The sequence below is a fragment of the Acinetobacter sp. neg1 genome (assembly GCF_000788125.1).
Classification (GTDB): Bacteria; Pseudomonadota; Gammaproteobacteria; order Pseudomonadales; family Moraxellaceae; genus Acinetobacter; species Acinetobacter vivianii.
This window is the reverse complement of sequence record NZ_JSZD01000015.1, coordinates 1-23,388: the sequence shown is the minus strand read 5'-3', so window position 1 is coordinate 23,388 and position 23,388 is coordinate 1. Positions and strand designations below refer to the sequence as shown.

The 23,388-nt window shown below is 40.4% G+C and carries 22 protein-coding genes and 1 rRNA gene; 2 read left to right on the top strand and 21 right to left on the bottom strand.

What is annotated here, in order from left to right; translation table 11 throughout:
• Positions 1 to 149: 149 nt before the first annotated feature.
• From PJ15_RS11135 to PJ15_RS11115, 5 genes are all read right to left on the bottom strand, one after another.
• Positions 150 to 953 (bottom strand): class I SAM-dependent methyltransferase, encoded by an 804-nt coding sequence (locus PJ15_RS11135; protein ID WP_047430794.1) that lies wholly within the window; start codon positions 951 to 953, stop codon positions 150 to 152.
• A complete protein-coding gene (locus PJ15_RS11130; protein ID WP_005256121.1) occupies positions 953 to 1,774 on the bottom strand; it encodes an undecaprenyl-diphosphate phosphatase in 822 nt (273 codons plus the stop codon). Before PJ15_RS11130 ends, PJ15_RS11135 begins: the two co-directional genes overlap by 1 nt.
• Before the next feature lie 8 nt (positions 1,775 to 1,782).
• A complete protein-coding gene (gene tsaB, locus PJ15_RS11125) occupies positions 1,783 to 2,481 on the bottom strand; it encodes a tRNA (adenosine(37)-N6)-threonylcarbamoyltransferase complex dimerization subunit type 1 TsaB (protein ID WP_047430791.1) in 699 nt (232 codons plus the stop codon).
• Positions 2,482 to 2,624: 143 nt separating this feature from the next.
• Complete coding sequence (locus PJ15_RS11120; RefSeq protein WP_171248594.1) at positions 2,625 to 3,152, bottom strand: gamma carbonic anhydrase family protein; 528 nt, start codon at positions 3,150 to 3,152, stop codon at positions 2,625 to 2,627.
• Positions 3,153 to 3,176: 24 nt separating this feature from the next.
• Positions 3,177 to 3,782 (bottom strand): CoA pyrophosphatase, encoded by a 606-nt coding sequence (locus tag PJ15_RS11115; protein WP_004774968.1) that lies wholly within the window; start codon positions 3,780 to 3,782, stop codon positions 3,177 to 3,179.
• A 129-nt stretch (positions 3,783 to 3,911) separates the two neighbouring features.
• On the opposite strand from PJ15_RS11115, the gene PJ15_RS11110 reads away from it, so the two are divergent.
• On the top strand, positions 3,912 to 4,460 hold the full coding sequence (locus tag PJ15_RS11110; protein ID WP_047430787.1) for an NUDIX hydrolase: 549 nt from the start codon (positions 3,912 to 3,914) through the stop codon (positions 4,458 to 4,460).
• Positions 4,461 to 4,505: 45 nt separating this feature from the next.
• Here PJ15_RS11110 and PJ15_RS11105 read toward each other — a convergent pair whose 3' ends face one another.
• The 6 genes from PJ15_RS11105 to PJ15_RS11080 form a co-directional block, all read right to left on the bottom strand.
• Positions 4,506 to 6,518 carry a hypothetical protein gene (locus tag PJ15_RS11105; protein WP_047430784.1) on the bottom strand — a complete coding sequence of 671 codons (2,013 nt, stop codon included), beginning with the start codon at positions 6,516 to 6,518 and terminating at the stop codon, positions 4,506 to 4,508.
• 21 nt (positions 6,519 to 6,539) lie between these two features.
• Complete coding sequence (gene filE / locus PJ15_RS11100; protein WP_047430781.1) at positions 6,540 to 7,805, bottom strand: putative pilus assembly protein FilE; 1,266 nt, start codon at positions 7,803 to 7,805, stop codon at positions 6,540 to 6,542.
• Positions 7,805 to 9,469 (bottom strand): OmpP1/FadL family transporter, encoded by a 1,665-nt coding sequence (locus PJ15_RS11095; protein WP_171068001.1) that lies wholly within the window; start codon positions 9,467 to 9,469, stop codon positions 7,805 to 7,807. Before PJ15_RS11095 ends, filE begins: the two co-directional genes overlap by 1 nt.
• A 12-nt stretch (positions 9,470 to 9,481) precedes the next feature.
• Positions 9,482 to 10,624: a hypothetical protein gene (locus tag PJ15_RS11090; RefSeq protein ID WP_005256108.1), complete on the bottom strand. Its 1,143-nt coding sequence runs from the start codon at positions 10,622 to 10,624 to the stop codon at positions 9,482 to 9,484.
• Positions 10,625 to 10,668: 44 nt separating this feature from the next.
• Positions 10,669 to 11,502 carry a C39 family peptidase gene (locus PJ15_RS11085; RefSeq protein ID WP_005256106.1) on the bottom strand — a complete coding sequence of 278 codons (834 nt, stop codon included), beginning with the start codon at positions 11,500 to 11,502 and terminating at the stop codon, positions 10,669 to 10,671.
• A gap of 270 nt (positions 11,503 to 11,772) precedes the next feature.
• Positions 11,773 to 12,765, bottom strand: a complete 993-nt coding sequence (locus PJ15_RS11080) for a DUF6160 family protein (protein ID WP_005256105.1) — start codon at positions 12,763 to 12,765, stop codon at positions 11,773 to 11,775.
• A 525-nt stretch (positions 12,766 to 13,290) separates the two neighbouring features.
• Between PJ15_RS11080 and PJ15_RS11075 the strand changes: the two genes are divergently transcribed.
• On the top strand, positions 13,291 to 14,634 hold the full coding sequence (locus PJ15_RS11075; protein ID WP_047430776.1) for an anthranilate synthase component I family protein: 1,344 nt from the start codon (positions 13,291 to 13,293) through the stop codon (positions 14,632 to 14,634).
• Between the two features lie 17 nt (positions 14,635 to 14,651).
• Here PJ15_RS11075 and hisC read toward each other — a convergent pair whose 3' ends face one another.
• From hisC to rrf, 10 genes are all read right to left on the bottom strand, one after another.
• Positions 14,652 to 15,737, bottom strand: a complete 1,086-nt coding sequence (hisC, locus tag PJ15_RS11070) for a histidinol-phosphate transaminase (protein ID WP_047430773.1) — start codon at positions 15,735 to 15,737, stop codon at positions 14,652 to 14,654.
• A gap of 61 nt (positions 15,738 to 15,798) precedes the next feature.
• Positions 15,799 to 17,088, bottom strand: a complete 1,290-nt coding sequence (gene hisD / locus PJ15_RS11065; RefSeq protein ID WP_047430770.1) for a histidinol dehydrogenase — start codon at positions 17,086 to 17,088, stop codon at positions 15,799 to 15,801.
• A 130-nt stretch (positions 17,089 to 17,218) separates the two neighbouring features.
• The gene (locus tag PJ15_RS11060; protein WP_047430767.1) at positions 17,219 to 17,881 is read right to left on the bottom strand and encodes a DUF4272 domain-containing protein; all 663 of its coding nucleotides are present in this window, start codon (positions 17,879 to 17,881) and stop codon (positions 17,219 to 17,221) included.
• Positions 17,882 to 18,022: 141 nt separating this feature from the next.
• Positions 18,023 to 18,712, bottom strand: coding sequence for an ATP phosphoribosyltransferase (gene hisG, locus PJ15_RS11055; RefSeq protein ID WP_004774987.1), 690 nt, complete (start codon positions 18,710 to 18,712; stop codon positions 18,023 to 18,025).
• A complete protein-coding gene (gene murA / locus PJ15_RS11050; RefSeq protein WP_047430764.1) occupies positions 18,709 to 19,968 on the bottom strand; it encodes a UDP-N-acetylglucosamine 1-carboxyvinyltransferase in 1,260 nt (419 codons plus the stop codon). The genes hisG and murA overlap by 4 nt, the downstream gene beginning before the upstream one ends.
• Positions 19,969 to 19,974: 6 nt before the next feature.
• Complete coding sequence (ibaG, locus tag PJ15_RS11045) at positions 19,975 to 20,226, bottom strand: BolA family iron metabolism protein IbaG (protein WP_004655594.1); 252 nt, start codon at positions 20,224 to 20,226, stop codon at positions 19,975 to 19,977.
• A gap of 138 nt (positions 20,227 to 20,364) precedes the next feature.
• Positions 20,365 to 20,706: a ribosome hibernation-promoting factor, HPF/YfiA family gene (gene hpf / locus PJ15_RS11040; RefSeq protein WP_004655596.1), complete on the bottom strand. Its 342-nt coding sequence runs from the start codon at positions 20,704 to 20,706 to the stop codon at positions 20,365 to 20,367.
• A 168-nt stretch (positions 20,707 to 20,874) separates the two neighbouring features.
• Complete coding sequence (locus PJ15_RS11035) at positions 20,875 to 22,323, bottom strand: RNA polymerase factor sigma-54 (RefSeq protein ID WP_004774989.1); 1,449 nt, start codon at positions 22,321 to 22,323, stop codon at positions 20,875 to 20,877.
• A gap of 203 nt (positions 22,324 to 22,526) precedes the next feature.
• Entirely contained in the window at positions 22,527 to 23,120 is a 594-nt protein-coding gene (locus tag PJ15_RS11030) for a type II secretion system protein GspG (protein ID WP_005256083.1), read from the bottom strand.
• A 176-nt stretch (positions 23,121 to 23,296) separates the two neighbouring features.
• A 5S ribosomal RNA gene (rrf, locus tag PJ15_RS18220) occupies positions 23,297 to 23,388 on the bottom strand; the annotation flags it as partial.

Here is a 23,388-nt window from a genome sequence, read left to right as displayed (position 1 = left end):
GAATGTGCAGTACTTTTCCTAAAAGACGCAATGCGTGACTGTAGTGTAAGCTCGACAAGAATTTTTTAGCAATCATGCTTTTGCACTATATCACAAATCTTTACCGAGCATTGACGCAAGCCAAACAATCATTTGAATCTGATTTAAAGTTAACTTTTTGGAAAATATGCATCAAAACGGCAAGCATCACCTAACCATTGGTGATCAGGGGTTTGATCCGCCAGATAAACCGCATGTCGTGGTCGTTTCACAATTACCCGTTTCGCGATCTGGTTGGCCAAATGCAAGAGTTGATCCCCAAGATCCATTTCCCCATCTTCAGGCAATAACATATGTAATAACTGCATTTGCTTCTTGACTTGAGCCTGTTTCTTTATGGCTTGCTGGTTCTGATCGCGTTGTGGAAACATGGGATCAAGATACACAACATCGACCTGCTCACCCTGCTGGACAAGTTGCTGTAAATAGCTATTGGAATCCGCATAGATCAGTTGAATACGCGACATGAACGACTGTAAAAACGGATCTTGCTCGGCCTGTGCTTTGGTATATTCCAGTAACACAAACAGGATCGGATGTCGCTCAACCAGTCGTACATCGGCTCCCAAATAAGCCATCAGTAAACTGTCATGACCTAAACCGGCAGTTGCATCGATCAAGCTCGGTTTTTCACCCAGTTGGCATGCTCTGGCAATCATCTCTGATTTTAAGCTGGCTCTTTTTAAACGGGGAATCTCGGCACGCCAGTCAGGTTGCATTTTCATCCCGTTGGCAGCAAGGCTAAGCCCATCGCTATCGATGACCAAAGCCATTTCAGGATTCAAACGTAAAAAACGGGCATTAATCTTTTCAACAACCTGACCATTCAACTGAACATTCAATTCAGCCAAACGGCTTTTCAATTGCTGAAATGCCTGTTCGTATTCCGCTTGATACCAACACTCCATCTGCATTACCAATGCACCCAACCTGTCCACCACGTCGCTAAGATAAATAAACCAAATACAATTCGATAATACGCAAATGCCGTGAAGTCATGCTTAGACACATAGCGAATCAAGGCACGGATGACCACCAAGGCAGAAATGAAAGCAACAATAATACCGACGGCTAAGACCATCATGTCATTGCTATGCAATTCATGACGCATCTTGTACATATCCAGTAAGCCAGCGCCCATCAATACAGGAATTCCCAAGAAGAATGAGAATTCGGCTGCGGCTTTACGAGATACACCTAAAAATAACGAACCAATAATGGTTGAACCTGAACGTGAAGTCCCTGGAATCAAGGCCAGACACTGAATCAAACCAATGAGCGTCGCCTGTTTAAAACTCAGATCATCCACTTCTTTGGTAACGATCTGATGCGGTCGACGTTCCGCCCATAGAATAATAAAACCACCGACAATCAAGGCAATCGCAACAGTAATCGCATTAAATAAATAGGCTTTGACCACATCACCAAAAGTCAGGCCAATAATCACGATGGGAATAGACGCAATAATCAGGTTCAGACTCAGACGGCGACCCTGCTCTTGTCCAGTGAGCGCGCCAATCAGCGCTCCCCACAATTTACCCCAATATTCATAAATAACAGCGGCGATTGCACCGATCTGCACGGCAACAGCAAACATATCTCTTTTTTCAATCGTCCAGAAATCGAGAAGTTGTCCGGATAAAATGAGATGTCCTGTACTTGAAATGGGCAGGAACTCGGTAATCCCCTCAACCAAGCCCATAATTGCTGCTTTAAATAGCAATAAAAGATCCATAATTAACCTTAATTCGCCTTACCTTGTTCTGGAATTTTTTTCCACGCATCATCACGTAAATACACAGGCAGCGCATGTTCAGCATCGACCCATTTTTGCTGTGCCGCATAGCTTCTGGCAATCACAGCAATATCTTGTGCTGTTGCCTTAATCTGTACCAGTGTCGTGTTTTGAATGGAAACCTCAGCGGAGTCTATTCCAGTTGGCTTAATTAATTCTGAACCCGAACCAATCGGCGTAAATTTGCAATAAGCAGAAGCTTGCTCGTAATTTAATAATTTTTCTTCATCCATCGCCTGCATCATGCCCTGCTCATCCAAACTGAAATTCGCGATATAAACTTCCTGCATGCGTGCGTCGAGTACAGCTGTGACTTGCGTTAAACCCGTAACACGATAAGCCGCTTGCGCCAAGGCCTGCAAACTAGAAACTGGAATCACGGGTAAATCCTGTGACCAAGCCAAAGCCTGTGCAACGGCGGCATTAATACGCACCCCACTAAATGAACCGGGGCCGCGACTAAACGCAATTGCTGCCAAATCAGCAAGTTGAGTTTGGGTTTGTAATAAGGCTTGCTCGGTTAAAGGCAAAATTGTTTGCGTTTGTGCTTTCGGCCGATCATCCAACTGAAAATAGAGTTCTTGAGTATCATCAATTAATGAAACAGAACACTGCTCATTTGCAGTTTCCAATGCCAGCAACTTCATGCAAAAACCTTAGCCCAAAAGAGATAAAAAACGTCGAGTATCATACTCCACTCAAACGCGATAGGCGAGTTCTTGGCTTTTTTATCTCAATAAAAAGCCAAGCATAAACTTGGCAATATCACGACTTCATTTTTAAATAGGCGTTAAAAAGTAAAGGGTTCCAGATTTAAGAAGTTTTTATAATGCTCTGCATAATGCAAGGCACTTAAACGCAAACGTGCAGCCCCTTGTTCATCCAGTGTTTTCACTACTTTTCCGGGAGACCCCATCACTACAGAATTATCTGGAATAATCTTTCCTTCTGGAATCAGGGCATTGGCACCAATAATGCAATTCTTACCAATCACGGCGTTATTCAAAATAACCGCATTCATACCAATCAGCGAATTATCGCCAATGGTACAACCATGTAACATGACCTTATGTCCAACCGTCACATATTCGCCAATAGTCAATTCAATACCAGCATCAGTATGCAACACGGCATTTTCCTGAATATTCGAGAAATCCCCAATCCGTATCACACAATTGTCAGCACGAACGACCGCACCAAACCAGATACTCACTTGCCGACCGAGTTCTGCTTGGCCAATGACTGTCGCTGTTGGCGCAACCCAGCCATCCCAAGGTTCATGTAAAGCTTTCGGACTCAATCCCTGATAGGTATACATCATGATAAAAAACTCTTAGAAAAATTAAAACTTTGCAATCCCAAAGTGCGGTGGATTCACGAGAAAAGGCCAGCTTTTTTGATAGCCCAATCCATATTGAAATAAAGACACCAACATACGCGCAGTCAACCCCCACACCACTTCACTCTCCACTTGCATACTCGGGAAATATAACGATTGACGAGCCAAACGGACTTCATAAGGTAAAGGAGGTGCATCGATGAGTTCTTGTAATGGGACAAAGAAAATTCGATCAATCTCGGTCGGTTGCGCCACCAAATCCACTTGAGCAGGAATCAGCCCCACGATCGGCTTAACAGACAAACCACTGCGTGCCCGTTGAATCGGTAGATCGCCCAACAGTTTGACATCAAAGGGGTTCAATGCCGTTTCCTCTTGCGCTTCACGCAAGGCCACAACAATATTACTGGTATCGCTCGGATCACGTTTGCCACCAGGAAAGGAAACCTCCCCTGCATGTTGAGACAACTGCATCGAACGGCGCGTGAGCAAAACTTTAGGCTGACTTTCTTGTGTAATCGCAATTAATACAGCAGCATCCGCCTGCTGGATTCGTTTGGAAAAACGTAACCGTTGTTGTAAAAGCGCGATTAACGATGGTTCTTCCATCTCAATTATCTCTTGTTCTCATTTTCCTTAATCAGCATCATAGCCGAATTTTTAGCTGCAATCATAGATCATGATGCGAAGTCATAAAAATTCGGTTATGCTGAGTTATCTCTACGGCTGATGATAACTATGAGCTTTTGCGTTGCGTGTGGACATCAAACTGAAGCAAAAATTCCACTTGGTGATCATAAATCACGATTGGTCTGCACACATTGTGGCAACATCCATTATGAAAATCCCAAAGTCATTTGCGGTGCATTAGCACTATGGGACGATAAAGTTTTACTGTGCCGTCGAGCCATTGAACCACGTTATGGTCTCTGGACTTTACCTGCGGGGTACATGGAATTATTTGAAACCATGGAACAAGGTGCAGCACGCGAAACCAGAGAAGAAGCTGAAGCCGAAGTTGAAATCGAACAACTCTATTGCATGTACAATATCCCGCGTATCGGACAGATCTACGTACTCTTTAAGGCCTTATTAAAACAAGGACAGTTCGGTGCGGGTGAAGAAAGTATCGAATGTCGCTTATTTGAAGAATATGAAATTCCATGGAAAGAACTTGCTTTCCCAAGTGTAGAACAAACCTTACGACATTATTTTAATGACCGTAAAAGTGGACAATTTCCAACACATTTAGAAACGCTCGGTACACGTCTGGACCAGACGGGATAAATAAAAAAGACCGCATTTATGCGGTCTTTTTTATTTTGCTGCCAATCAAGATTTTATCTTGATGGAGTTACACGCTGGAATTTTTTGATCTGCAACCTTAATACTTGCGGTACCCGTATAACGCTTAGCGATGGCACGCTCTGCATCTGTTGGTGCAATCAATTTACTCTTATCTGTGTCTTTATGATCATAGATGGTGATATAAGACGTCAGATAAACTGCATGCGTATTCAACCATGAAACTGTTTTATCAGAGAAGTTGGTCAAGTTAATTCCATTTGCTTCGCCATTCAACAAGTTATACACATTGATTTTTGCACCACTAATATTTTGTTTGTTATTTAGAGATGTAAAGTTTAAACCAAGTAAAATCCCCTCAAGTACGCCAAATTTCGGATTTGAGAAAATCATACGAACAGTTACTGATTTATCGTTACTTGAAGAGTTTGCACCACCCGTTGTACCAATTCGATATTGTGTTACACCAAACTCATCTAAATATGTACCATCTGCCTGTGGTTCAGCTTTGGCACAATTACCGGACATATCTGTTGCGGTTGCATCTTTTTTGATATCGGTTCGGATATCACCACGTTCATCAATTAGAATACCCAAATCAACAGGGGCAATGCTGGCATCCTGAAATCTAAACGTCAGGGTTGCATAGAGCGGAAATGCGTAACGTTGTTTAGATTGAACGTTGGCTTCTGTCGTAAACACATCTTTTGCTAGGTAACTTGCCGAGTTAAACTTAAAGATATCGGTTACACCTTTATATGTTAAACCATCAATCTTTTGCTGCCATAAACCCAGATCTTTTGCATTTGTAAAGGGATCTGTACTCTTTGCTTTGGTGAGTTGACGATAAACAGCTTCTGTACTCGCGATATTGGTTCCATTAATCAATTTACCTTGTGTGATTAACAAATCCTCTGAGGCATTATTATTCACCATAAATCGCAAAGGCTGTGCAGGGTTAATCTCTTGATTAATCACATTAAACCAGTTTTTTTGTGCCTGAACCTGCATTTTCTCTGGTTTAGCGCTCCCAATTAATGCAAGTGGTGGAGCAACGACATTATTGGTGATAATTGGGTTACCTCGCCATTGTTGACCATAGCCGAGAATATAACCTTGACGATCTGTAAGTAACTCAAACCGCCCCATTAAATGACGTAAGTTCGCCCCTTTTCCATCTGTAGCATTCAGACAGTCTGTATAAAGGTCTCTGTTACATCCAAACAGACCATCTGGGAATACGCCACTTCCTTCATTTGGCGTTTCGATGACAGCACCATTACTTCCCGCCTTAAATAGAGGTAACTCCGCATACCATACCCCAACCTGACTTAAATTCAGTAATTGAGTAACCAGAGCAAAGGCTTGTTCATCCGTAATTTCACTCACATCCAGCCAAGGTTTCAGAATCTCTGCATATGCCCCGCTACTGAGTTCATTTACACCAACATCCTGAGATATTTCCGCAAGCGTATTTTTCTTTTCCTTTGTGAATTCAATTTGCTGAATATCACCAATCACATTACGTTTGTCAGCAACACCCTGACTCTGAAGAATTTTAATAAGCGCCATTGCCACGCGTATAGTTTCGTCATCTTCACTTACACTTGCGGGTGTTTTTCCAGTTAGACCCATTGCTAAATCAATGATACGAATACGGGAATAAGCGGCTGTTTTAAGTTTGGTAATCTTATCTAATTGCACTGAACCTAAATTGATTTTGCGGGCGCTGGTCTCACCTTGAAGATAGAAAGTAATCGTATCTCCTAACTTACAGGCACCCGTAGCAAGATTGCCTTCCATTTTTGTTGAAAAATGATTGAATTTATCTGAGCTACAATCAAAATTAAGCCCCGCGATCGGATAATCCAGTACAAACTGTAAGCATGTATCTTCTTTCACATTACAACTGGTATTTGAAGTGACACCTTCAACACCTTTGGTTGGATCCTCATTAATCTTGGAACTTTCACCACCACAACCATGTAACATTAGTGCAAGCGTAGATACTGCAAAAGGTAATAATATTTTCTTATTCATACATTTCAATCCTGTTAATGCTTACTTTAAAGCAGAGATCCTTATCTGGCCTTGATTTGATAATTCGCTTTCAGGCACATCAATTGCAGAAGCGAGTGGCGTTATCATCATATATTCAGCTTTTGGTGGAATTTTTATCACACCTTGAATCGCTGAATGTTGTAGCAATGTTGTGTTCAGCGAGTTATTTTTAAAACCACTTACGGCCTCCTGTGCACAGCCTTTTTCATCTAAAAAGACGACCAACGGCCAATAATAAACAGGCTTTTCATTACTTGAGGCGTAAGAAGCAATTTGCATATATTCTACGGAATGGTCTAGCTTGACCACTTCATACTCAAACTTTTCTTTTAAGGGCTTTCTCGGCCAGACACCAACTTCTTTTTTAGGCGTTAAAGTCTTAATTGATTTCTTATAATCCTTTAAGAAACAACGATCATTTTCAAAAGTTGCCGCCAGGTCTTCAGCAGATAAACGTATATAAGTACTCGATAAAACGATCGGTTCTTCAGGCTTAGGATTTCGATTCAGCAATCTATTGAGCATCGACTGGTTTACACCTTTTTTACGCTCAATTGTTTCCATACGTCCAGTTCCATCAGGCATTGTATAAAAACGTTTTTTGCCGTCGAGATTAAATTCTTGGTCTTCTAAATATTCATTATTTACGTATTCTACGCCATCAATTTTAGAAAGCGGCGCTGATGTAGAGCTCTCAACATTCACAGCATCACTAGATTGTTGACTTGGTACCACGACTTCTTTCTTATTCGGCTTTTCTGATGTTAAAGATGGTTTAGCCGAAATAGTAGGCTCAATATGAACGGGGTGAGATTTTTGTGATGACGTCACTGTTGGTCGTGCTGTTTCTGCCACAGGTGGCTGTGGTTGCTCTTTTTTAACCTCAACTATTTTTTTCACTTGCTTAGATGATGCTGGTACGATGACAGGAGGATGGGAAACTCTTGCATCGGTATTTTGTTTTTGTATTGAAGGCTCTTTAGGCATTACCATTGCAGCAGCTGGCTTTGAAGAAACAGCCTCTTTATCTTGCTGCTTTTTCTCCACCACAACTGTTTCTACTTTCTCAACCTGTGTGACCTTTTCTTGCTTTTGCTGAACTGGTATCGTTTTTATAGGCTGAGATTGTTTTTTCTGAGGAATAATCATTGGCCGACCATCTGGGCCAATGATTGTATAGAAACCCTCTTCTGCATATACAGCTCCTCCGCTTGACAAAGCAACGAACAAGGTCACGAGCAGAGGCTGTTTAATCATTTTATACATTACCATTTTGTTCTGTAGTTAATGCCAAGTAAGGTGACTTTGGTATTTGTTTTTACATTTAGGCCTGCATAAGGGTTTAATAAGATATTACCCACCCCTGTCTGATTCGATAAACTACTGGTGTTAGCTGGAATATCATCACGGCTACGCAAGAAACCTAAGGACAAATCCAGATCAGTATCCTGATCAAAACGATAACCAATACCTAGACCAAATAGTTGTGCATTATTAATCGGTACCATGGTATTTCGTTTGTCATCTGGAATAGAACTTGTACGAGGTTCATATCCCATCCGTAATTTCAAACGATCTGTCGCAGAATATTCAAAACCTATGCCCCAACGCCAAGAAGACTGGAAGCGTAATGGTAAAGCTAAGGAACGGTCTGTCACATCGTTGGAAAGTAGTTTGGCAACTTTAAGTAATGAAATTTGTCGGTCAAATTCAAATCTAAATTTGTCCCAAGCCGAGAAGTCGGTCCAGCCTACGTCAAAATTCATTTGCAAGTCTGGGAATATTTTATATTTAATCCCTGCTTTAAAGTGCTGAGGATATTTGAAATCCATCGCAACCAGACCTGATTCCACATCTGGAACATAGCCAGGTAGGCCCAGAATCGCCGCAAGGATTTGTCCTGTTGCTGAAGAGTTTAATCCAGCAACCAACTGTTGTGGCGCTACTGCATTATCAATTAAATATTTACCTTTTAAGCGCATCTTGGCTTCACTTTGATACACCATACCAAAGCTAAAGTCATCAGTTGGCTCCCAAAGTAGGCCCAAGTTATAGCTTGGACTTAAGGATTGCTCCAAAGAAACATCCATGGCACCCATTTTATTAAACGGGTTCATTCCTTCTTTAGCATTACAAATACCGAATAACAATAAATCGGTAATGATATCGCCGTTGTCTTTAAATGGGCGACAAACGACCTCATCGACCATACGTAATACACCGATCATTTCATTCGGGAAACGTAAATCAGTTTTCAGGGCAATTGCCTGATAGGACATGCCGAATGAAGCGCCGAGTGATAAATGATCATTCACCTGATAACCAAAAGACGGCGATAAATAAGTAATACGCTCTAAGGCAACCTGTTGCCCCATATAGTTACTCGGGTTGCCATCTTCAGCACCAAAACCAGCAACTAAAGGTGCATAAACCGCAGTTGCATAAGTCACTTTTGAACCAGGTGGCTTATATGAAATACCAGCAGTTGGTGCGACTAATGGGGAGTTAGGCCCCAAATCAACAATTTTCTTGAGAATCGGAACGTAAATACTGGCATATTCTACATCCCCGTGCACTGTACCTTTAAAGTCTGTACAGATATTAGAATCAATTTCGGGGCCATCATTACAAACCAATGGATCATCCGAGTAACCAAAAACGTTGTAACCAGCAGGTGCCGAATAATCACGTTTAATGGCAAAATTTGCCAAAATCCCTTGTACATCAGTTTGTAAACCCTCTAATTTCGCAAGTGCTGCAGGGTTAAAATGCACAGCACTAATGCCTGGAGGATCTGCGGTTACAGCATTCCCTAAAGCAAGCGACCTTAAGTCTACAGATAAGTCTTGTCCTAACTGCGCATTGGCAACAGTAGATAAACCAGCAAAAAATACGGCTATCGTTAAAGGACATAATTTAAGGTTTTTCACCATTACATCTCCTTAACGAATTTTTTTGCCAAAACCTATAATATCAAGTGGGAAAGATAGGCCAAGTGACACATCTGGTGCATCTTCAGTTAAGCCAATACCAACCGTACCATTTACAATCGTTTCAGGAGAAACACGAACCCCTAAAGCAAAAGACAGCATGGCACTACTCTGATCCCCAGATTCGTAACTCTCACCATTTGAGAAATAGAATTTTGCGCCTGTATTGAAGCTTTGTTGATACGACATGGTCAGTGACACGTCATAGTTAAATGAGTAGGCAAAACCAAAAGCAAAGCCACCACTCACACCTGGATCAAAACTCTCTAATGTTCTTCGACCTCGAGCTTGGTCTAAGCCAGATTCTTTAAAACCATAATTGACAGATACAGAACTAAATAATACAACTGGATCAATGTACTTACGGGTACTTGCACCAACACCAGCCGAATAATAGCCCTTACCAGTTGAAAGTTCATCGATCCCGATTTCATAAGGACTGTCGCCCGTTTTGGTCGATAAACTTCCGAATAATACTAAAGGTAAGCGCCCTTGTTTTAAAGGAAATGGTTCCCAACGTGCCCCAAAGTTGATATCCCCCAAGCCCGCTGCAGTTTTATCTTTTAATAATTCTTTTTTTGCTACTAAAGGTAAAGATGCAGATAAGGTTAAATTATCCATTAAACCGTACTGCACCGTAAATGTATTGGTTAAGGTATGGTTCGCATCTTCTTCAAATCTTAGGTTATTTAAGCTTCCATCCTCCATAGAGGCATCGACACGAGTATCACGATAATAGGTGTAATCAATATCATAGTAAGATGAAAAAACACCTTTTTTGATTAGCGAGTACTGACGCTCATTCGAGGTAAAAACTTCTTGCAGGTTGGTTTCTTGAGTTGCATCTGTTTCTTTTTTCTGCAATGCACTCGCCGCTTGATCAGCCTGACTTGTTTCAACCGCTGGAGCAACGGGACTCGCCGTCGTCTCTTCCACAGACGGATTGGTCGGCTCAGGGCTTACAACTGTTGCTTCATCTGTTTGAGGTGCTGTAGATTCAACTACAGGTTGCTGTTCCTCTGCTGCGTAAAGTGTTGATGTGATTGCGCCTAAACTCAACGCCAACACAGTCATCTTCATCCATGTATGATTCATTTTACTTTGCATCCTATTACATTAATTTTACTGATTTTTATTAACTATTTCCGCTTGTAATATAAGCGCATATACGTCGTAATTGGTTGGTTGTAAGTATCTGATGTAGAGTTCGTATCCAATACTCGGCGCATTGTTGAGCCCTTGTCTGCAAGTTTCTCAAACTGTTGCGTTGGATATTGAATGTCAGCAAGGGCATATCGATTTACTGTTGCATCTTCCACATGACGCATATCGGAATCTTGAAGTGCCAATAAATTCTTTTGGTACTGTTGAGGTATATCAACAATAAATAATGTATTGTTATCCCAGATTTCTTTAAATCGAATCTCGTCAAAACTGATATTGCCTAAGGCTGGATCAGCGACATAAACTCTTCCATCTTTATATGCTTTATATACTACAAAATGTTTAAAACCCGCATAGGTAATAGGAACAATTGCAGGTTGCTTCAAAGCAGTTAGATCAGAAAACTCGCCACGGTAACCACCACTTGTTAGCCCCAACGCTGAAACGAAACGTTTCATATCTAACAAGGAGAAACTACGGCGCTCGATGATACGTTGATACTCACCATATTGAAGCAAACCGGTCATCGTCTGTTGTTCAGTCAAGCGCAAACCACCATAACCATTTAATAGCGTGGTTAAGGCTGCAGATCCGCAACTATAGTCGTAAGCTTGACGTACAATTCCCCTGAATTGATCTTCAACAGCAGGCTTAATCACCACGGCTTCGCGATGATTACGAGTAAATGAAGGATTACGGGAATCGAGAGTTTCTGTGTAATGAACAGTCCCCTCTGGCTTTTTCTCAATTTCAAAGGCTTGCGTTGTAAAGTAATACATCAATGCTGAGCCTAAAGCGATCTCTAACATAAGTCTCTTTTTCTAACTATGGCACAACTTGCCTTATTCGTTTTATTTTAGTGTTTAAAAACACTACATCCCTGTCTGTTGAAGATACCTTTTTTTATAGAAAAAAACAGCTTTTTTTTAGTTTTTTTTGACGAAATGTAATGAAAAATAGAATTAAGTAAAGTTTTAATAAACTATTGTGATCATCACAACATTTCTTATTTTTTGCTTTGATTATCGATATTTAAAATAAAAAAAAGCGCACCATGTGCGCTTTTTTTTGAAGGAAACTTAGTGACCAGAAATTGTGATCATAGAACCTTTCACGTTTGCTGTACCGTTGTTGTAGTAAGTTTGTAGACCTTGTACTTCAACGTCACCAATTGACTTAGCTTCACTGCTACCTAAATGTACACCTTTGATGTATACATCAGTTGCTGGAGTTGAATCACCAGAACCTGTAATGATACGTAAATAACCGTTATTTGTACCTTCTTTACCCACCACACTTACTTTTGCATTGACAGTTAAGTCAGCAGCTGATGCATCAGAAACTTTGATACTATCAAGGTAGATTTGACCAGCAGCACGGTTACCCGTAGTACCATCACCTGTACCTTGTTTAGTTGAACTATCTACGATACCAAGATCTTGAAGCTCTAAACCACCTTGCATTGTTGTATTCAATACAATCATTGCACCTTGTGGAGCAGCACCTAATTGGATATTCGCACTTGTTAAACCAGTTTTAACAGTTAAGCCTGATAAAATTGCATTGTAGTTTGCATCATCATTACCACGACGCACTGAAGTTGTGCTTGCAGCATTTGAGCCAGATACACCAATTTCACCCACGTAAATATCTAGACCAGAAACTGCCGCAGCAACGTTTAGGAATGCACCATTCGTACCCGTACCTTTGTCTGTATCAATCACTAAATCAGCAAGGTTATGAGATGCTAAAGCACGAGAAGTATCTAGTGCTGTACCAGCTGCATTCATTGGTGCTGTAATAACAATACCGTTTGTCGCTGTAGCGCCAGTACCGTTTCCTTTAATGACGATCGCACCAGCTTCACCCGTACCACCAGCAGTTGTCGCTAAACCATCGTTATCATGAATTAAAACTTTTTCGATTTCGATTTTAGAAATACCGATACCGATATTAAGACCATCTTGACCTGTTGCAGCGCTTAGTGCAGCATCATCCATTGACTGCATAGCCATTGCATTTGCGCTAATCGCCATTGAAGAAACTAAAACAAGTTTAGTAAACATTTTCATTGAGCACTCTCCCAAGAGCATTTATTTTTTGACTTTCACTACTCTAAACTGTCCACGGTCGTTTTTTTATTAATGACAACTAGAACTTCCAATCCTTGAGTAGTTCGCTTAGCAATTACTAAATTACCTGTTTGTTATTTTATGTTCAACTCCTGTTAACTGCTTTTTGAGCACAACCCGACAAACGGCATATAAATCACTCAATTAACGTTTTTTCAGCATTAGCTCATAACCACATGTAATTATTATTTATTTTTAATTTTTATCCTACATAATCAAAGATTAATTTCTACTCACTGTCCGTTTATCCACTCCAAATAGTGTTGTTACAAGTGTAAACAAAAACGCATTCTTAATCGTTAAATTGATCCTAATATCAATCAGGCTAACAAAGCAAAAATCAGTTCTCACCCTTTCCCTAAAAGTGCTGGTTTTTCATCTCATCGGGCCATAAATATCGGTCGGGATTTTTTGAATGTAGTACAATTCCTCCCTCCAAATGTATCTGCAAGTATTTCCGTTTTTATGTCTTATTTTCAGCAAAAGCTTAACACGCAACTCACTTCTGCATTTGACCTTCTTGCCCAGCTTAATGAATTAACGGGTCTTGTTTATTTATATGACCATCATGCCCCTGTTATTGCGTTTTTACCTCAAGAGTTTCTCATTTTCCAACAATCAGAATTAAAACAATTTCATCAAACTCAATTTAATCAATATCAAATAAGATTAGAGGCTTCTTCACTTACCGCTTTTTCAACGTTTAAATCTAAGCCAAAAACATCAAATGCAGCAGCTTTTAGTGGTGGCTATATTGGTTTTTTCAGTTATGACTTTAGTGCAAATCAATTTGTTGAAGTGAGTGCACGCAATCAGCCTGATTTTTTCTTAGGTCAGTATTCGACTTTTTTAAAGTTTGAGAATAATGCTTGGTATTTTCACAGCGATGATCTTCAGGCCGAACTCATCTTTAAACAGATCTCTGATCTCATCAATCAACCAGTTCAAATGCCACCAGCACTTTGTCTACTTGAAAAGTGCCAAGCCCGTTGGTCAAAACAGCAGTATCTCGATGCTTTTCATCAGGTACAGGAATATATTAAAGCAGGTGATTGTTATCAAATTAATTTGACTCAAGAATTTACAGCACATGCTCAAGGATCACTTTTAAGTCGCGCCAATCCATTATGGGAACTGACCCATGCACCTTATGCGGGCTATCTCAAAATACAGGATTTTGAACTATTAAGTTGTTCTCCTGAATTATTTATTGAGTTTCAGGCCAACAAAAAAATTAAAACGCGTCCAATCAAAGGCACAATGCCGCGCTTTGTTGATCCCCAACAAGATCAGATATCAAAAGATAAACTCAGTCACTCTGAAAAAGATCAAGCTGAAAATGTCATGATTGTAGATCTTTTACGTAATGATCTCAGTGTCTATGCTGAAACAGGTTCTGTTGAAACTACCAAACTTTTTGAAATTGAAAGCTTTAATCAGGTTCATCATATGGTGAGCGAGATTACAGCGACCTTAAAAGCAGACATCAATCCCATGCAGATGCTCTTATCTGCCCTGCCAGGTGGTTCAATTACCGGCGCACCAAAGATTCGGGCCATGCAAATCATTGAAGAACTAGAAGGCGCTCCGCGTGGTGCCTATTGTGGCAGCTTAGGCTATTTTAATTTTGATGGTACAGGCAGTTGGAATATTTTAATCCGTAGCATTCAAAAATATCAGGACCAATTATCGATGTGGGCGGGTGGCGGCATCACCATCGCTTCTGATGCGGAAGCCGAATATCAGGAATGCTTTGATAAAATTTCTGCCATGCTTGATTTGCTCAATACATGGCAGGCTTCTGAATAGCAAACTTCAATACAGATTTATAAAATTTGCGTTTTAAGAGTATCTACTAAACGCTGGTTTTGTTCATCAGTACCAATCGTGATACGCAGAAATTGATTAATTCGCGGCTTATTGAAATAACGCACAATAATTCCCTGCTCACGTAATTGTTGAGCCAGTTGAGCAGCATCGTGTTGAGGATGCGTGGCAAAGATAAAATTGGCTTTCGATGGCAATACATCAAAACCTAAAGCACTAAGATCTGTTACCAGTTTTTCTCGGCTCTCAATCACCTTGGCGCATTGCGCTTCAAAATAAGCTTGATCTTCAAATGAAGCCACCGCTGCGGCAATCGCAAAACGATCGATTGGATAGGAGTTAAAACTATTTTTGACTGCCTCGAGTGCCGCAATCAAATGTGCTTGCGCAATTGCAAAACCAACACGTAAGCCTGCAAGTGAACGTGACTTCGAAGTGGTCTGACAAACAACTAAATTTTCATAGCGATTGACCAGTTGCACCGCGGACTCAGCACCAAAATCAACATAAGCTTCATCAATCACAACCACGCGATCTGGATTTGCCTTGAGTACCTGCTCAATCTCATTTAAACCGAGCGCGATACTGGTTGGGGCATTTGGATTGGTGATAATGATACCGCCATTTTCCTGTTCATAATCCGATACATCTATTTCGAATTTTTCATTCAAAGGAATCTGCTTGGTTTGTGTTGCAAAAAACTGGCTATAAACAGGATAAAAACTATAGGTAATATCTGGATAGAGAATCGGTTCTTTCTGGATAAAAAAAGCTTTAAAAATATGTGCCAACACTTCATCCGAACCATTGCCGACAAACACTTGAGCCACATCAACCTGCTGCTGCTTGGCAATCGCCTGTTTTAAAGCGGTTGCATCAGGATCTGGATATAAACGCAAAGCATCGGCTTGTTCAGTTAAAACTGCTTGCACAGCCTGCACCACTTTTGGCGATGGCGGATATGGATTTTCATTGGTATTCAGTTTAAGTAAGTTCTGAATCTTAGGTTGCTCACCCGGTACATAAGGTTCTAATTCGCGAACCTCTGGACTCCAAAAACGCATTTGTTCTGCTGTAAACGTCATTGTTCTACTCTCATGTATCCTAAAAAAGGGGCTTTCCAGCCCCTATCAATCTTTGAATCGGTTATTGGTAACGATAACGGGCTGAGCGCGCATGAGCATCAAGATTTTCTTGCACTGCCAGAACATCGGCTGCTTTTGCCAAACTTTTCACACCCTCTTCAGAGCACATGATCAAGCTAGAGCGCTTCTGGAAATCATAAACACCAAGTGGTGAAGAAAAACGTGCTGTCCCCGATGTCGGCAAGACATGGTTTGGCCCCGCACAATAATCACCAATGGCTTCTGGGGTATAACGTCCCATAAAGATTGCCCCTGCATGACGAATGTCCTGACTCATCAACTCGGCATCATCAAGACACAATTCCAAATGCTCTGGAGCCACCTGATTAATCAGTTCAACCGCTTCTGCACGGTCTTTTACCAGCACCAACGCACCGCGATTTTGAATCGAGGTTTTGGCAATTTCTGCTTTTGGCAATTCACTTAAATGCTTTTCAATCGCAGCTTCAACTGCATTTAACAGCGTTTCATCTGGGGTAATGAAAATAGCTTGCGCAACGGTGTCATGCTCGGCTTGAGATAACACATCCATCGCTAACCACTCAGCATTATTTTCACCTTCAGCATAGACCAGAATTTCCGAAGGCCCAGCAATCATATCAATACCGACTTGTCCAAAGACCGCACGTTTTGCGGCTGCGACAAATCGATTGCCGGGTCCTGTAATTTTATCTACCGCTGGAATGGTTTGTGTTCCATAAGCCAATGCCGCAACGGCCTGCGCACCACCGATGGTAAACACACGGCTCACCCCTGCCAAATAGGCAGCTGCTAACACCAGTGGATTCAACTCGCCATTTGGCGCAGGAACCACCATAATAATTTCAGGGACGCCAGCGACATGTGCTGGCAAAGCATTCATAAGTACAGATGAGGGATAAGAGGCTAATCCACCCGGTACATAAATTCCAACACGATCCAGTGGTGTAACTTTCTGCCCCAAGGTATTTCCTAGATCATCAACATAGGTCCAGCCTTCCTGCTTTTGTGCTTGATGGAAAGAACGAATACGTTTTGCAGCAAGTTCTAATGCTTCACGGATTTCTACACTTAAACCATCAAATGCAGTTTTAAGCTGTGCCTGAGTCAGTTCTAAATCAGAGAATTGATGCGCTGGATGTCGATCGAACTGTTGCGTTAATTTAAGCACATGATCATCACCATGCTGACGAACATCAGCAATAATTTGATCTACAGTTTGTATTAATTGAGGATCATTAACGGTTTCAAATGCTAGAAGTTCAGCAAAAGTCTGTTTAAAATTTTGATCCTGAGTCGATAAACGTCGCATCAATTTACCCACAAGGCGAAAAAGAGAACGCTAAGTTTACTCTTTTTCAGCACATTTGTGGGCAAGATAACATCAGCATTTCCACTGCTTTTATAGGAAAAAACTTTTAACCCTCACAATTTTATACTTTTTAAGTACTTACATCAGGATTATCCCAATCCGCATCCGCTTGTATCAGCCAATTTAAAGCACCATGACGCTCCAAAACAACAGAAGCATTTAAATTCGCAGGTGCATTCTGCTGTTTTAAGCGTGCATCAACACATGCCCAATCATAACGATAGATCAGATCTGCTTCATCCAGAATTTCTTCAATATTTCTTAATTTCACCTGTTGCATAAATTCCTGCAATGAGTGACAACGAGATACGACCTCAATCGCAAAATCACAATCCGCGATTTCATCTGGATATTTCAGTTCATCGACAATGCCCAGCGCCCACAGTAATACCCAATATGCTTCATACTTCCAGATCATATTGACGATATCTTGCTGTGCGGCACTTCTATTCAATATATTTTTTTCTTTAACAGTTAATTCATCAGCGACTTCAAATTTATTGAGTAGATCGACAATAAAATCTTCCGTTTCTTGATCAAACTGATCACGATCCAGATCACATGCAACTTGAATCATAAGCAAACATGCAATAGCACGCTTGGCAATGTGTTCAGCGGAGCGCGGTATTACATCATCACTTGACTCAATATGTGGCAACCAGTCGATATAAGGTATGGCTTTGGTTTTTAATTTTAGAATAGATTCTTGTTTACGCTGCTCTGGATTTTTCATTGTTCCTGTACATTTTCAACAAACCATAAGCTTTTTTAACATAGCCTTAGGCCAGAAACAAAGGTGTTATGTCTTCCACACAAATATTAGAATGTAAAAAAACCGCTCATGAGAACGGTTTCTTAATTTAATGTACAAAGATCAGTTTTGACGTGCTTTAACCGCTTCTTCAAGTTGCGTCAAAATCGGATTTAAAACCGCTTGTTTACGTTTAAAACTTGCCTTATTGACAATTAAACGTGAAGAAACTTTGCAAATTTCTTCTAACGGCTCTAAGCCATTGGCACGTAAAGTATTGCCTGTATCAACCACATCGACAATGTAATCACCTAAACCAACCAAAGGAGCAAGCTCCATTGATCCGTATAGTTTAATTACATCCACCTGCTCACCGAGGCTTGCATAATATTGACGGGTTAAATTGACGTATTTAGTCGCGATCTTTAAACGGCCTTTTGGACGTTCCATGCCGACTTTACCAGCGGTCATTAACTTACAATTGGCAATTTTCAGGTCAAGCAACTCATAAACATGTTGTGCGCCATGTTCCATCAAGACATCTTTACCCGCTACGCCAAAGTCTGCCGCACCATTCTCAACATAGGTCGGAACATCAGAAGCACGTAAAATCAAAATACGGACTTTTTTGTGCGTCGTTGGAAAAATCAATTTGCGTGATTTATCTGGATCTTCAAGTAAATTAATCCCTGCCTTTTCAAGCAAAGGTAAAGTTTCCTTTAAGATACGGCCTTTACTGAGTGCTAAAGTTAAACCATGATCAAAATTGCCCATTACGTCAAAATTTGGATCATCGTTTCTTAAGTCATTCATCCTTTTACTCGCTTAATCTGAGCACCTAAACTTTGCAATTTTTCTTCCACATGTTCGTAGCCACGATCAATGTGATAGATACGGTCAACCAGTGTTTCACCTTCAGCAACCAAAGCAGCTAACACAAGTGAAAATGAAGCACGTAAATCTGTCGCCATGACAGGTGCAGCTTGAAGTGTTTCCACACCTGTAACGACCGCATCATGTCCTTCAACCTGAATATTAGCACCCATACGTGAAAGTTCTGGAACATGCATAAAACGGTTTTCGAAAATCGTTTCAGAAATCGTTGCAAAACCACGACCAATGGCATTTACCGCCATCAATTGAGCCTGCATGTCTGTTGGAAATTCAGGATGAGGCAACGTTCTGAAACTCACCGCTTTTGGACGTTTGCCCTGCATGTCCAGTTCGATCCAGTCATCACCACGCGTAACTTCCGCACCCATTTCTTCAAACTTATCCAATACCGCTTCTAACAATGCAGGATCGGTATGCGTGGTTTTCACTCGACCACCAGTAATGGCAGCCGCAGCTAGATATGAACCCGTTTCGATACGGTCAGCTACAACGGCATATTCGCAGCCATGTAAACTTTCCACGCCCGTTACCACTAGCGTATCTGTATCCAAACCTTCAATCTTGGCACCCATCTTAATCAACATTTGCGCAAGATCGGTGATTTCTGGTTCACGAGCAGCATTACGAATTGTGGTCACACCATCAGCTAACGCAGCAGCCATCAAGATATTTTCGGTACCACCAACGGTGACCATATCAAAAACAACTTCGCCACCTTTTAAGCGGCCATCAACCGAAGCATGTACATAACCATTTTCTACTTCAATATGCGCACCTAAAGCTTCTAAAGCTTTTAAGTGTTGATCAACTGGACGTGAACCAATCGCACAACCACCAGGTAATGATACTTTTGCATTACCATAACGCGCCAATAAAGGGCCAAGCACCAGAATAGATGCACGCATCGTTCGTACTAGTTCATAAGGTGCAAACTGATTGTCTAATGTCGAAGCATCAGCACAAACGGTTTCACCTTCGTAGCTCATGGTCACACCAAGACCAGCAATCAACTTAACCAATGTATTTACATCTTTTAAGTTTGGTACATTGGTCAATGTAATCGGAGAATCAGCAAGAATCATTGCTGCAAGTAAAGGCAATGCTGCATTTTTAGCACCAGAAATGCGCACTTCACCCTTGAGCTTAACACCGCCCGTAATTAAAAACTTATCCATTAATATTTAAGCTCCGAAAAGGCTTGCTTTGCGCCATTCGTCTTTTGTCATTGCGCGAATCGTTACTGCGTGAACTTCACCACTCGCGATATAAGAATTTAGAGGTGCATAAACCGATTGTTGACGAGCAACGGTACGTTTACCTTCAAACTGATCATCAACAATACGCAGGTCAAATTTGCCAGCTTGTCCGCTCACCGCTACTTCTGCTTCAGGGAAAGCTTCTTTTAAAATTTGCGTGAGCTGCTCACTATTCATTCCAAGACCTCTTATACAACCATTGGTGTAAAACGAGCTATTTTACTATAACTTTTTCACATAATTCAGTAAGCAGTTTCTTTTTTTATCAATAAAAAAAAGAGGCTCCACAAAAAGCCTCTTTTATAAAAATAAAAATTAACTCAAAAGTGCCAGTTCATGCTGATAAGAACACTGGATTTTTCTATGTTTAGCAAGCTGACGTTTTAATTTATCGGTCAATTTTCTAATCGAAGTATACATATCATCGGCTGTCGCCTGCGCAAACAGTTCCACCCCTGGCAAACGTATAATTGCTTCAGCAATATGGTTTGCACTTCCCTTGTGTGAACGCTTGTCAATCTGATGATCTTTAGCCAATTTAATTTGCATACTATTCACTTGATCTAGATGCTTGGTCATTTGACTAAACTTTTCTTTTATATTTTCTTCAATTGCTGGTGTAATGGTTAAATGGTGTCCACGAATTGTTATTTGCATAATTCTATCCCTCACCTTTTTCTCAGGATACAAGAAATCGCTCAAGCAAATTTAATGCACATCAGTGGTTCAATATCCATTAAATCATTTCAGCAATTCCTCTAGTGATCATTAAAAAAATTCATTATTCCGTAATAATGAACCAATAGAATAGTCACACCTTAAAATTTAGATCAAGACTTTTCTTTCAGAAGATGAAGGAATATGTAACGATTCACGATATTTCGCAACAGTCCGTCGAGCCACTTCAATCCCTTCATTTTTCAGCATCTCGGCAATTACATTATCCGACAAAGGCTTACGTGGATTTTCATTTGAAACCAGCTTTTTGATCATGGCGCGGATCGCAGTCGATGATGCTTCACCGCCCGTCGTCGTTCCAACATGACTTGAAAAGAAATATTTCAATTCGAACAAACCACGTGGCGTTAGCATATATTTATTGGTCGTTACTCGTGAGACAGTCGATTCGTGTAACTCAACTTCTTCTGCTACATCGCGGAGCACTAAAGGTTTCATTGCCTCTGGACCTTGCTCCAAAAAGGCGCGTTGATGCTCAACAATACAGGTTGCAACTTTTAATAGAGTCTTATGGCGCTCATCAATACTCTTGATAAAGTTTTTTGCTTCCAGCATTTGATTGCGTAAATAAACATTATCATCACTTTGATCTGCACGACGAATCATGCCTGAGTAAAATGAATTGATCCGTAATTTAGGTAGAATGTCTGGATTCAGCTGCACTTGCCAATGCTGATCTTTCTTGGACACCACAACATCAGGCACCTGATATTCAGATTCCTGTTGGTTGAACTCTAAGCCAGGATATGGTTTTAGAGTCTTGAGTAAATCAACCGCACTTTTTAATTGCTCTTTAGATAAACCTGTTTGCTTTAATAATTTGTTCAAATCATTGGAAATAAGCAGCTCATAATATTTCAATAAATTCTTAGCTTCTGCCAAATAAGGAACTTTCTCATGTACCGTTTCAAGCTGAATTTTCAAGCATTCAGCTAAATTTCTTGAGCCAACACCTATCGGATCTAAACGTTGAATGTGTTTTAAAACAACAATGATTTCATCTTCTTCAACTTCTTCCTCACTCTCCATTTCTTCTAATAATCGAGTAACTGCAAGCACAATATCACCCAGCTCAGCATCCAAGAATCCCTTATCATCCAGAGAATCAACAATGCAATAAGCAATGAGCTTATCTACAGTCGAAAAATGCAAAAGATTGACCTGATCTAAAATATGCTCTTTCAAACTCATTTGTGCTTGACGATTGTCTTCTCTTTCTTCGTATTCTGGTGACGCCAAAGCAGTTGATTGATGCGTATAAATATCATCCCATTCAGTATCTACAGGTAAATCATTGGGAAGATGATCAGCATTCAGCTCAGTCGTTAAGTCCCCTGTCTCTTTTGCTTCTAAGCTCGAAAGACTTTCAGTTGAGCTAATATCTTCAATTTTTTCAAGTAAGGGATTGCTGTCTAACTGGATTTGAATTTCTTGTTCAAGTTCTAGACTTGAGAGTTGTAAAAGACGTATGGCTTGTTGTAATTGAGGAGTCAACGATAAACTGTTCGCAACTTTCAATCCAACAGATAATTTCATAGTCTTTCCCTCTATTAAGATAAGCAAAAAACATGCCTATAAAAATATTTATAACATAAAGTAATGTTTACGCATACAAGGAAAATTACATTCTTTTTGACTGAGTGAGTCAATATATAGAGATCACGAGGAAAATGACCTTTATGCTTCCTCGTACAGAATATTTAAAACACTCGATTTTTAAACAATAATATATTTAAGAGCTATAAAGTAGCGCCTGTACTACTTTCATGAAAAATCAATCCAATTTTACTATCAGGCTTTAGCTCGATGTTCGGTAAAATATCATCACTTGTATAAGGTTCTCCATCCTGCCCCACACTGAGCAGATAATAATGAGATGAATCTTTTAACTCATAATGGTAATAGCGTGGTGAACTGCTCCATGAAACATCAGTAGCGTCAAACACAAAAACTGGACTATTTTCTGGCAAGGACTGACTTAATGTTTCCAGCGAATCTGGATAATGACCATTCTCTACTTTATAAAATTCAATTGCTTGGACTAACGATGTCATAGCTATTTGACTTGATTGAGCACGCAATTCATCATATAAACCTCCACGCTGAACAAAACCAAAATAAAAGAGCGAACCATAAAGAACAATACTAAGGCCGATACCACAAGCACCAATAATCGCGAGTACTTTACCACCACTTTTTTTAGTTAGTACTCCCCAAATAACAGCAATAATTCCAAAGATAACACCAATACCAGGTATAAACGATATTGCTGCAATTACATAAGGGAAAACACCCAATTTATTTGGTTTTTCATTTACATTAATATCAACCATTAGATTTATCTCATAGTTATCTTTATATTTTTAGTTATAAATAGAATAATCTCCTCCCCCTCATAAAAGTTAACCAATTAGGTCAATACTTCTAACACATTATGTTTTTTTCTTATTTTTTAAACGCCAATAAAAAACACCCCCAACCGTTTAGTTAGGGGTGTTTCTAATTTAAAAGCTGGCGATGACTTACTCTCACATGGCAAGTGCCACACTACCATCAGCGCTAAGAGGTTTCACTTCTGAGTTCGGGAAGGGATCAGGTGGT

Bases quoted from the DNA above. Each gene is read 5' to 3' on its own strand.
- PJ15_RS11135 (WP_047430794.1), bottom strand. From the start codon at position 953: ATGCAGATGGAGTGTTGGTATCAAGCGGAATACGAACAGGCATTTCAG.
- PJ15_RS11130 (WP_005256121.1), bottom strand. From the start codon at position 1,774: ATGGATCTTTTATTGCTATTTAAAGCAGCAATTATGGGCTTGGTTGAG.
- tsaB (WP_047430791.1), bottom strand. From the start codon at position 2,481: ATGAAGTTGCTGGCATTGGAAACTGCAAATGAGCAGTGTTCTGTTTCA.
- PJ15_RS11120 (WP_171248594.1), bottom strand. From the start codon at position 3,152: ATGTATACCTATCAGGGATTGAGTCCGAAAGCTTTACATGAACCTTGG.
- PJ15_RS11115 (WP_004774968.1), bottom strand. From the start codon at position 3,782: ATGGAAGAACCATCGTTAATCGCGCTTTTACAACAACGGTTACGTTTT.
- PJ15_RS11110 (WP_047430787.1), top strand. From the start codon at position 3,912: ATGAGCTTTTGCGTTGCGTGTGGACATCAAACTGAAGCAAAAATTCCA.
- PJ15_RS11105 (WP_047430784.1), bottom strand. From the start codon at position 6,518: ATGAATAAGAAAATATTATTACCTTTTGCAGTATCTACGCTTGCACTA.
- filE (WP_047430781.1), bottom strand. From the start codon at position 7,805: ATGTATAAAATGATTAAACAGCCTCTGCTCGTGACCTTGTTCGTTGCT.
- PJ15_RS11090 (WP_005256108.1), bottom strand. From the start codon at position 10,624: ATGAATCATACATGGATGAAGATGACTGTGTTGGCGTTGAGTTTAGGC.
- PJ15_RS11085 (WP_005256106.1), bottom strand. From the start codon at position 11,502: ATGTTAGAGATCGCTTTAGGCTCAGCATTGATGTATTACTTTACAACG.
- PJ15_RS11080 (WP_005256105.1), bottom strand. From the start codon at position 12,765: ATGAAAATGTTTACTAAACTTGTTTTAGTTTCTTCAATGGCGATTAGC.
- PJ15_RS11075 (WP_047430776.1), top strand. From the start codon at position 13,291: ATGTCTTATTTTCAGCAAAAGCTTAACACGCAACTCACTTCTGCATTT.
- hisC (WP_047430773.1), bottom strand. From the start codon at position 15,737: ATGACGTTTACAGCAGAACAAATGCGTTTTTGGAGTCCAGAGGTTCGC.
- hisD (WP_047430770.1), bottom strand. From the start codon at position 17,088: ATGCGACGTTTATCGACTCAGGATCAAAATTTTAAACAGACTTTTGCT.
- PJ15_RS11060 (WP_047430767.1), bottom strand. From the start codon at position 17,881: ATGAAAAATCCAGAGCAGCGTAAACAAGAATCTATTCTAAAATTAAAA.
- hisG (WP_004774987.1), bottom strand. From the start codon at position 18,712: ATGAATGACTTAAGAAACGATGATCCAAATTTTGACGTAATGGGCAAT.
- murA (WP_047430764.1), bottom strand. From the start codon at position 19,968: ATGGATAAGTTTTTAATTACGGGCGGTGTTAAGCTCAAGGGTGAAGTG.
- ibaG (WP_004655594.1), bottom strand. From the start codon at position 20,226: ATGAATAGTGAGCAGCTCACGCAAATTTTAAAAGAAGCTTTCCCTGAA.
- hpf (WP_004655596.1), bottom strand. From the start codon at position 20,706: ATGCAAATAACAATTCGTGGACACCATTTAACCATTACACCAGCAATT.
- PJ15_RS11035 (WP_004774989.1), bottom strand. From the start codon at position 22,323: ATGAAATTATCTGTTGGATTGAAAGTTGCGAACAGTTTATCGTTGACT.
- PJ15_RS11030 (WP_005256083.1), bottom strand. From the start codon at position 23,120: ATGGTTGATATTAATGTAAATGAAAAACCAAATAAATTGGGTGTTTTC.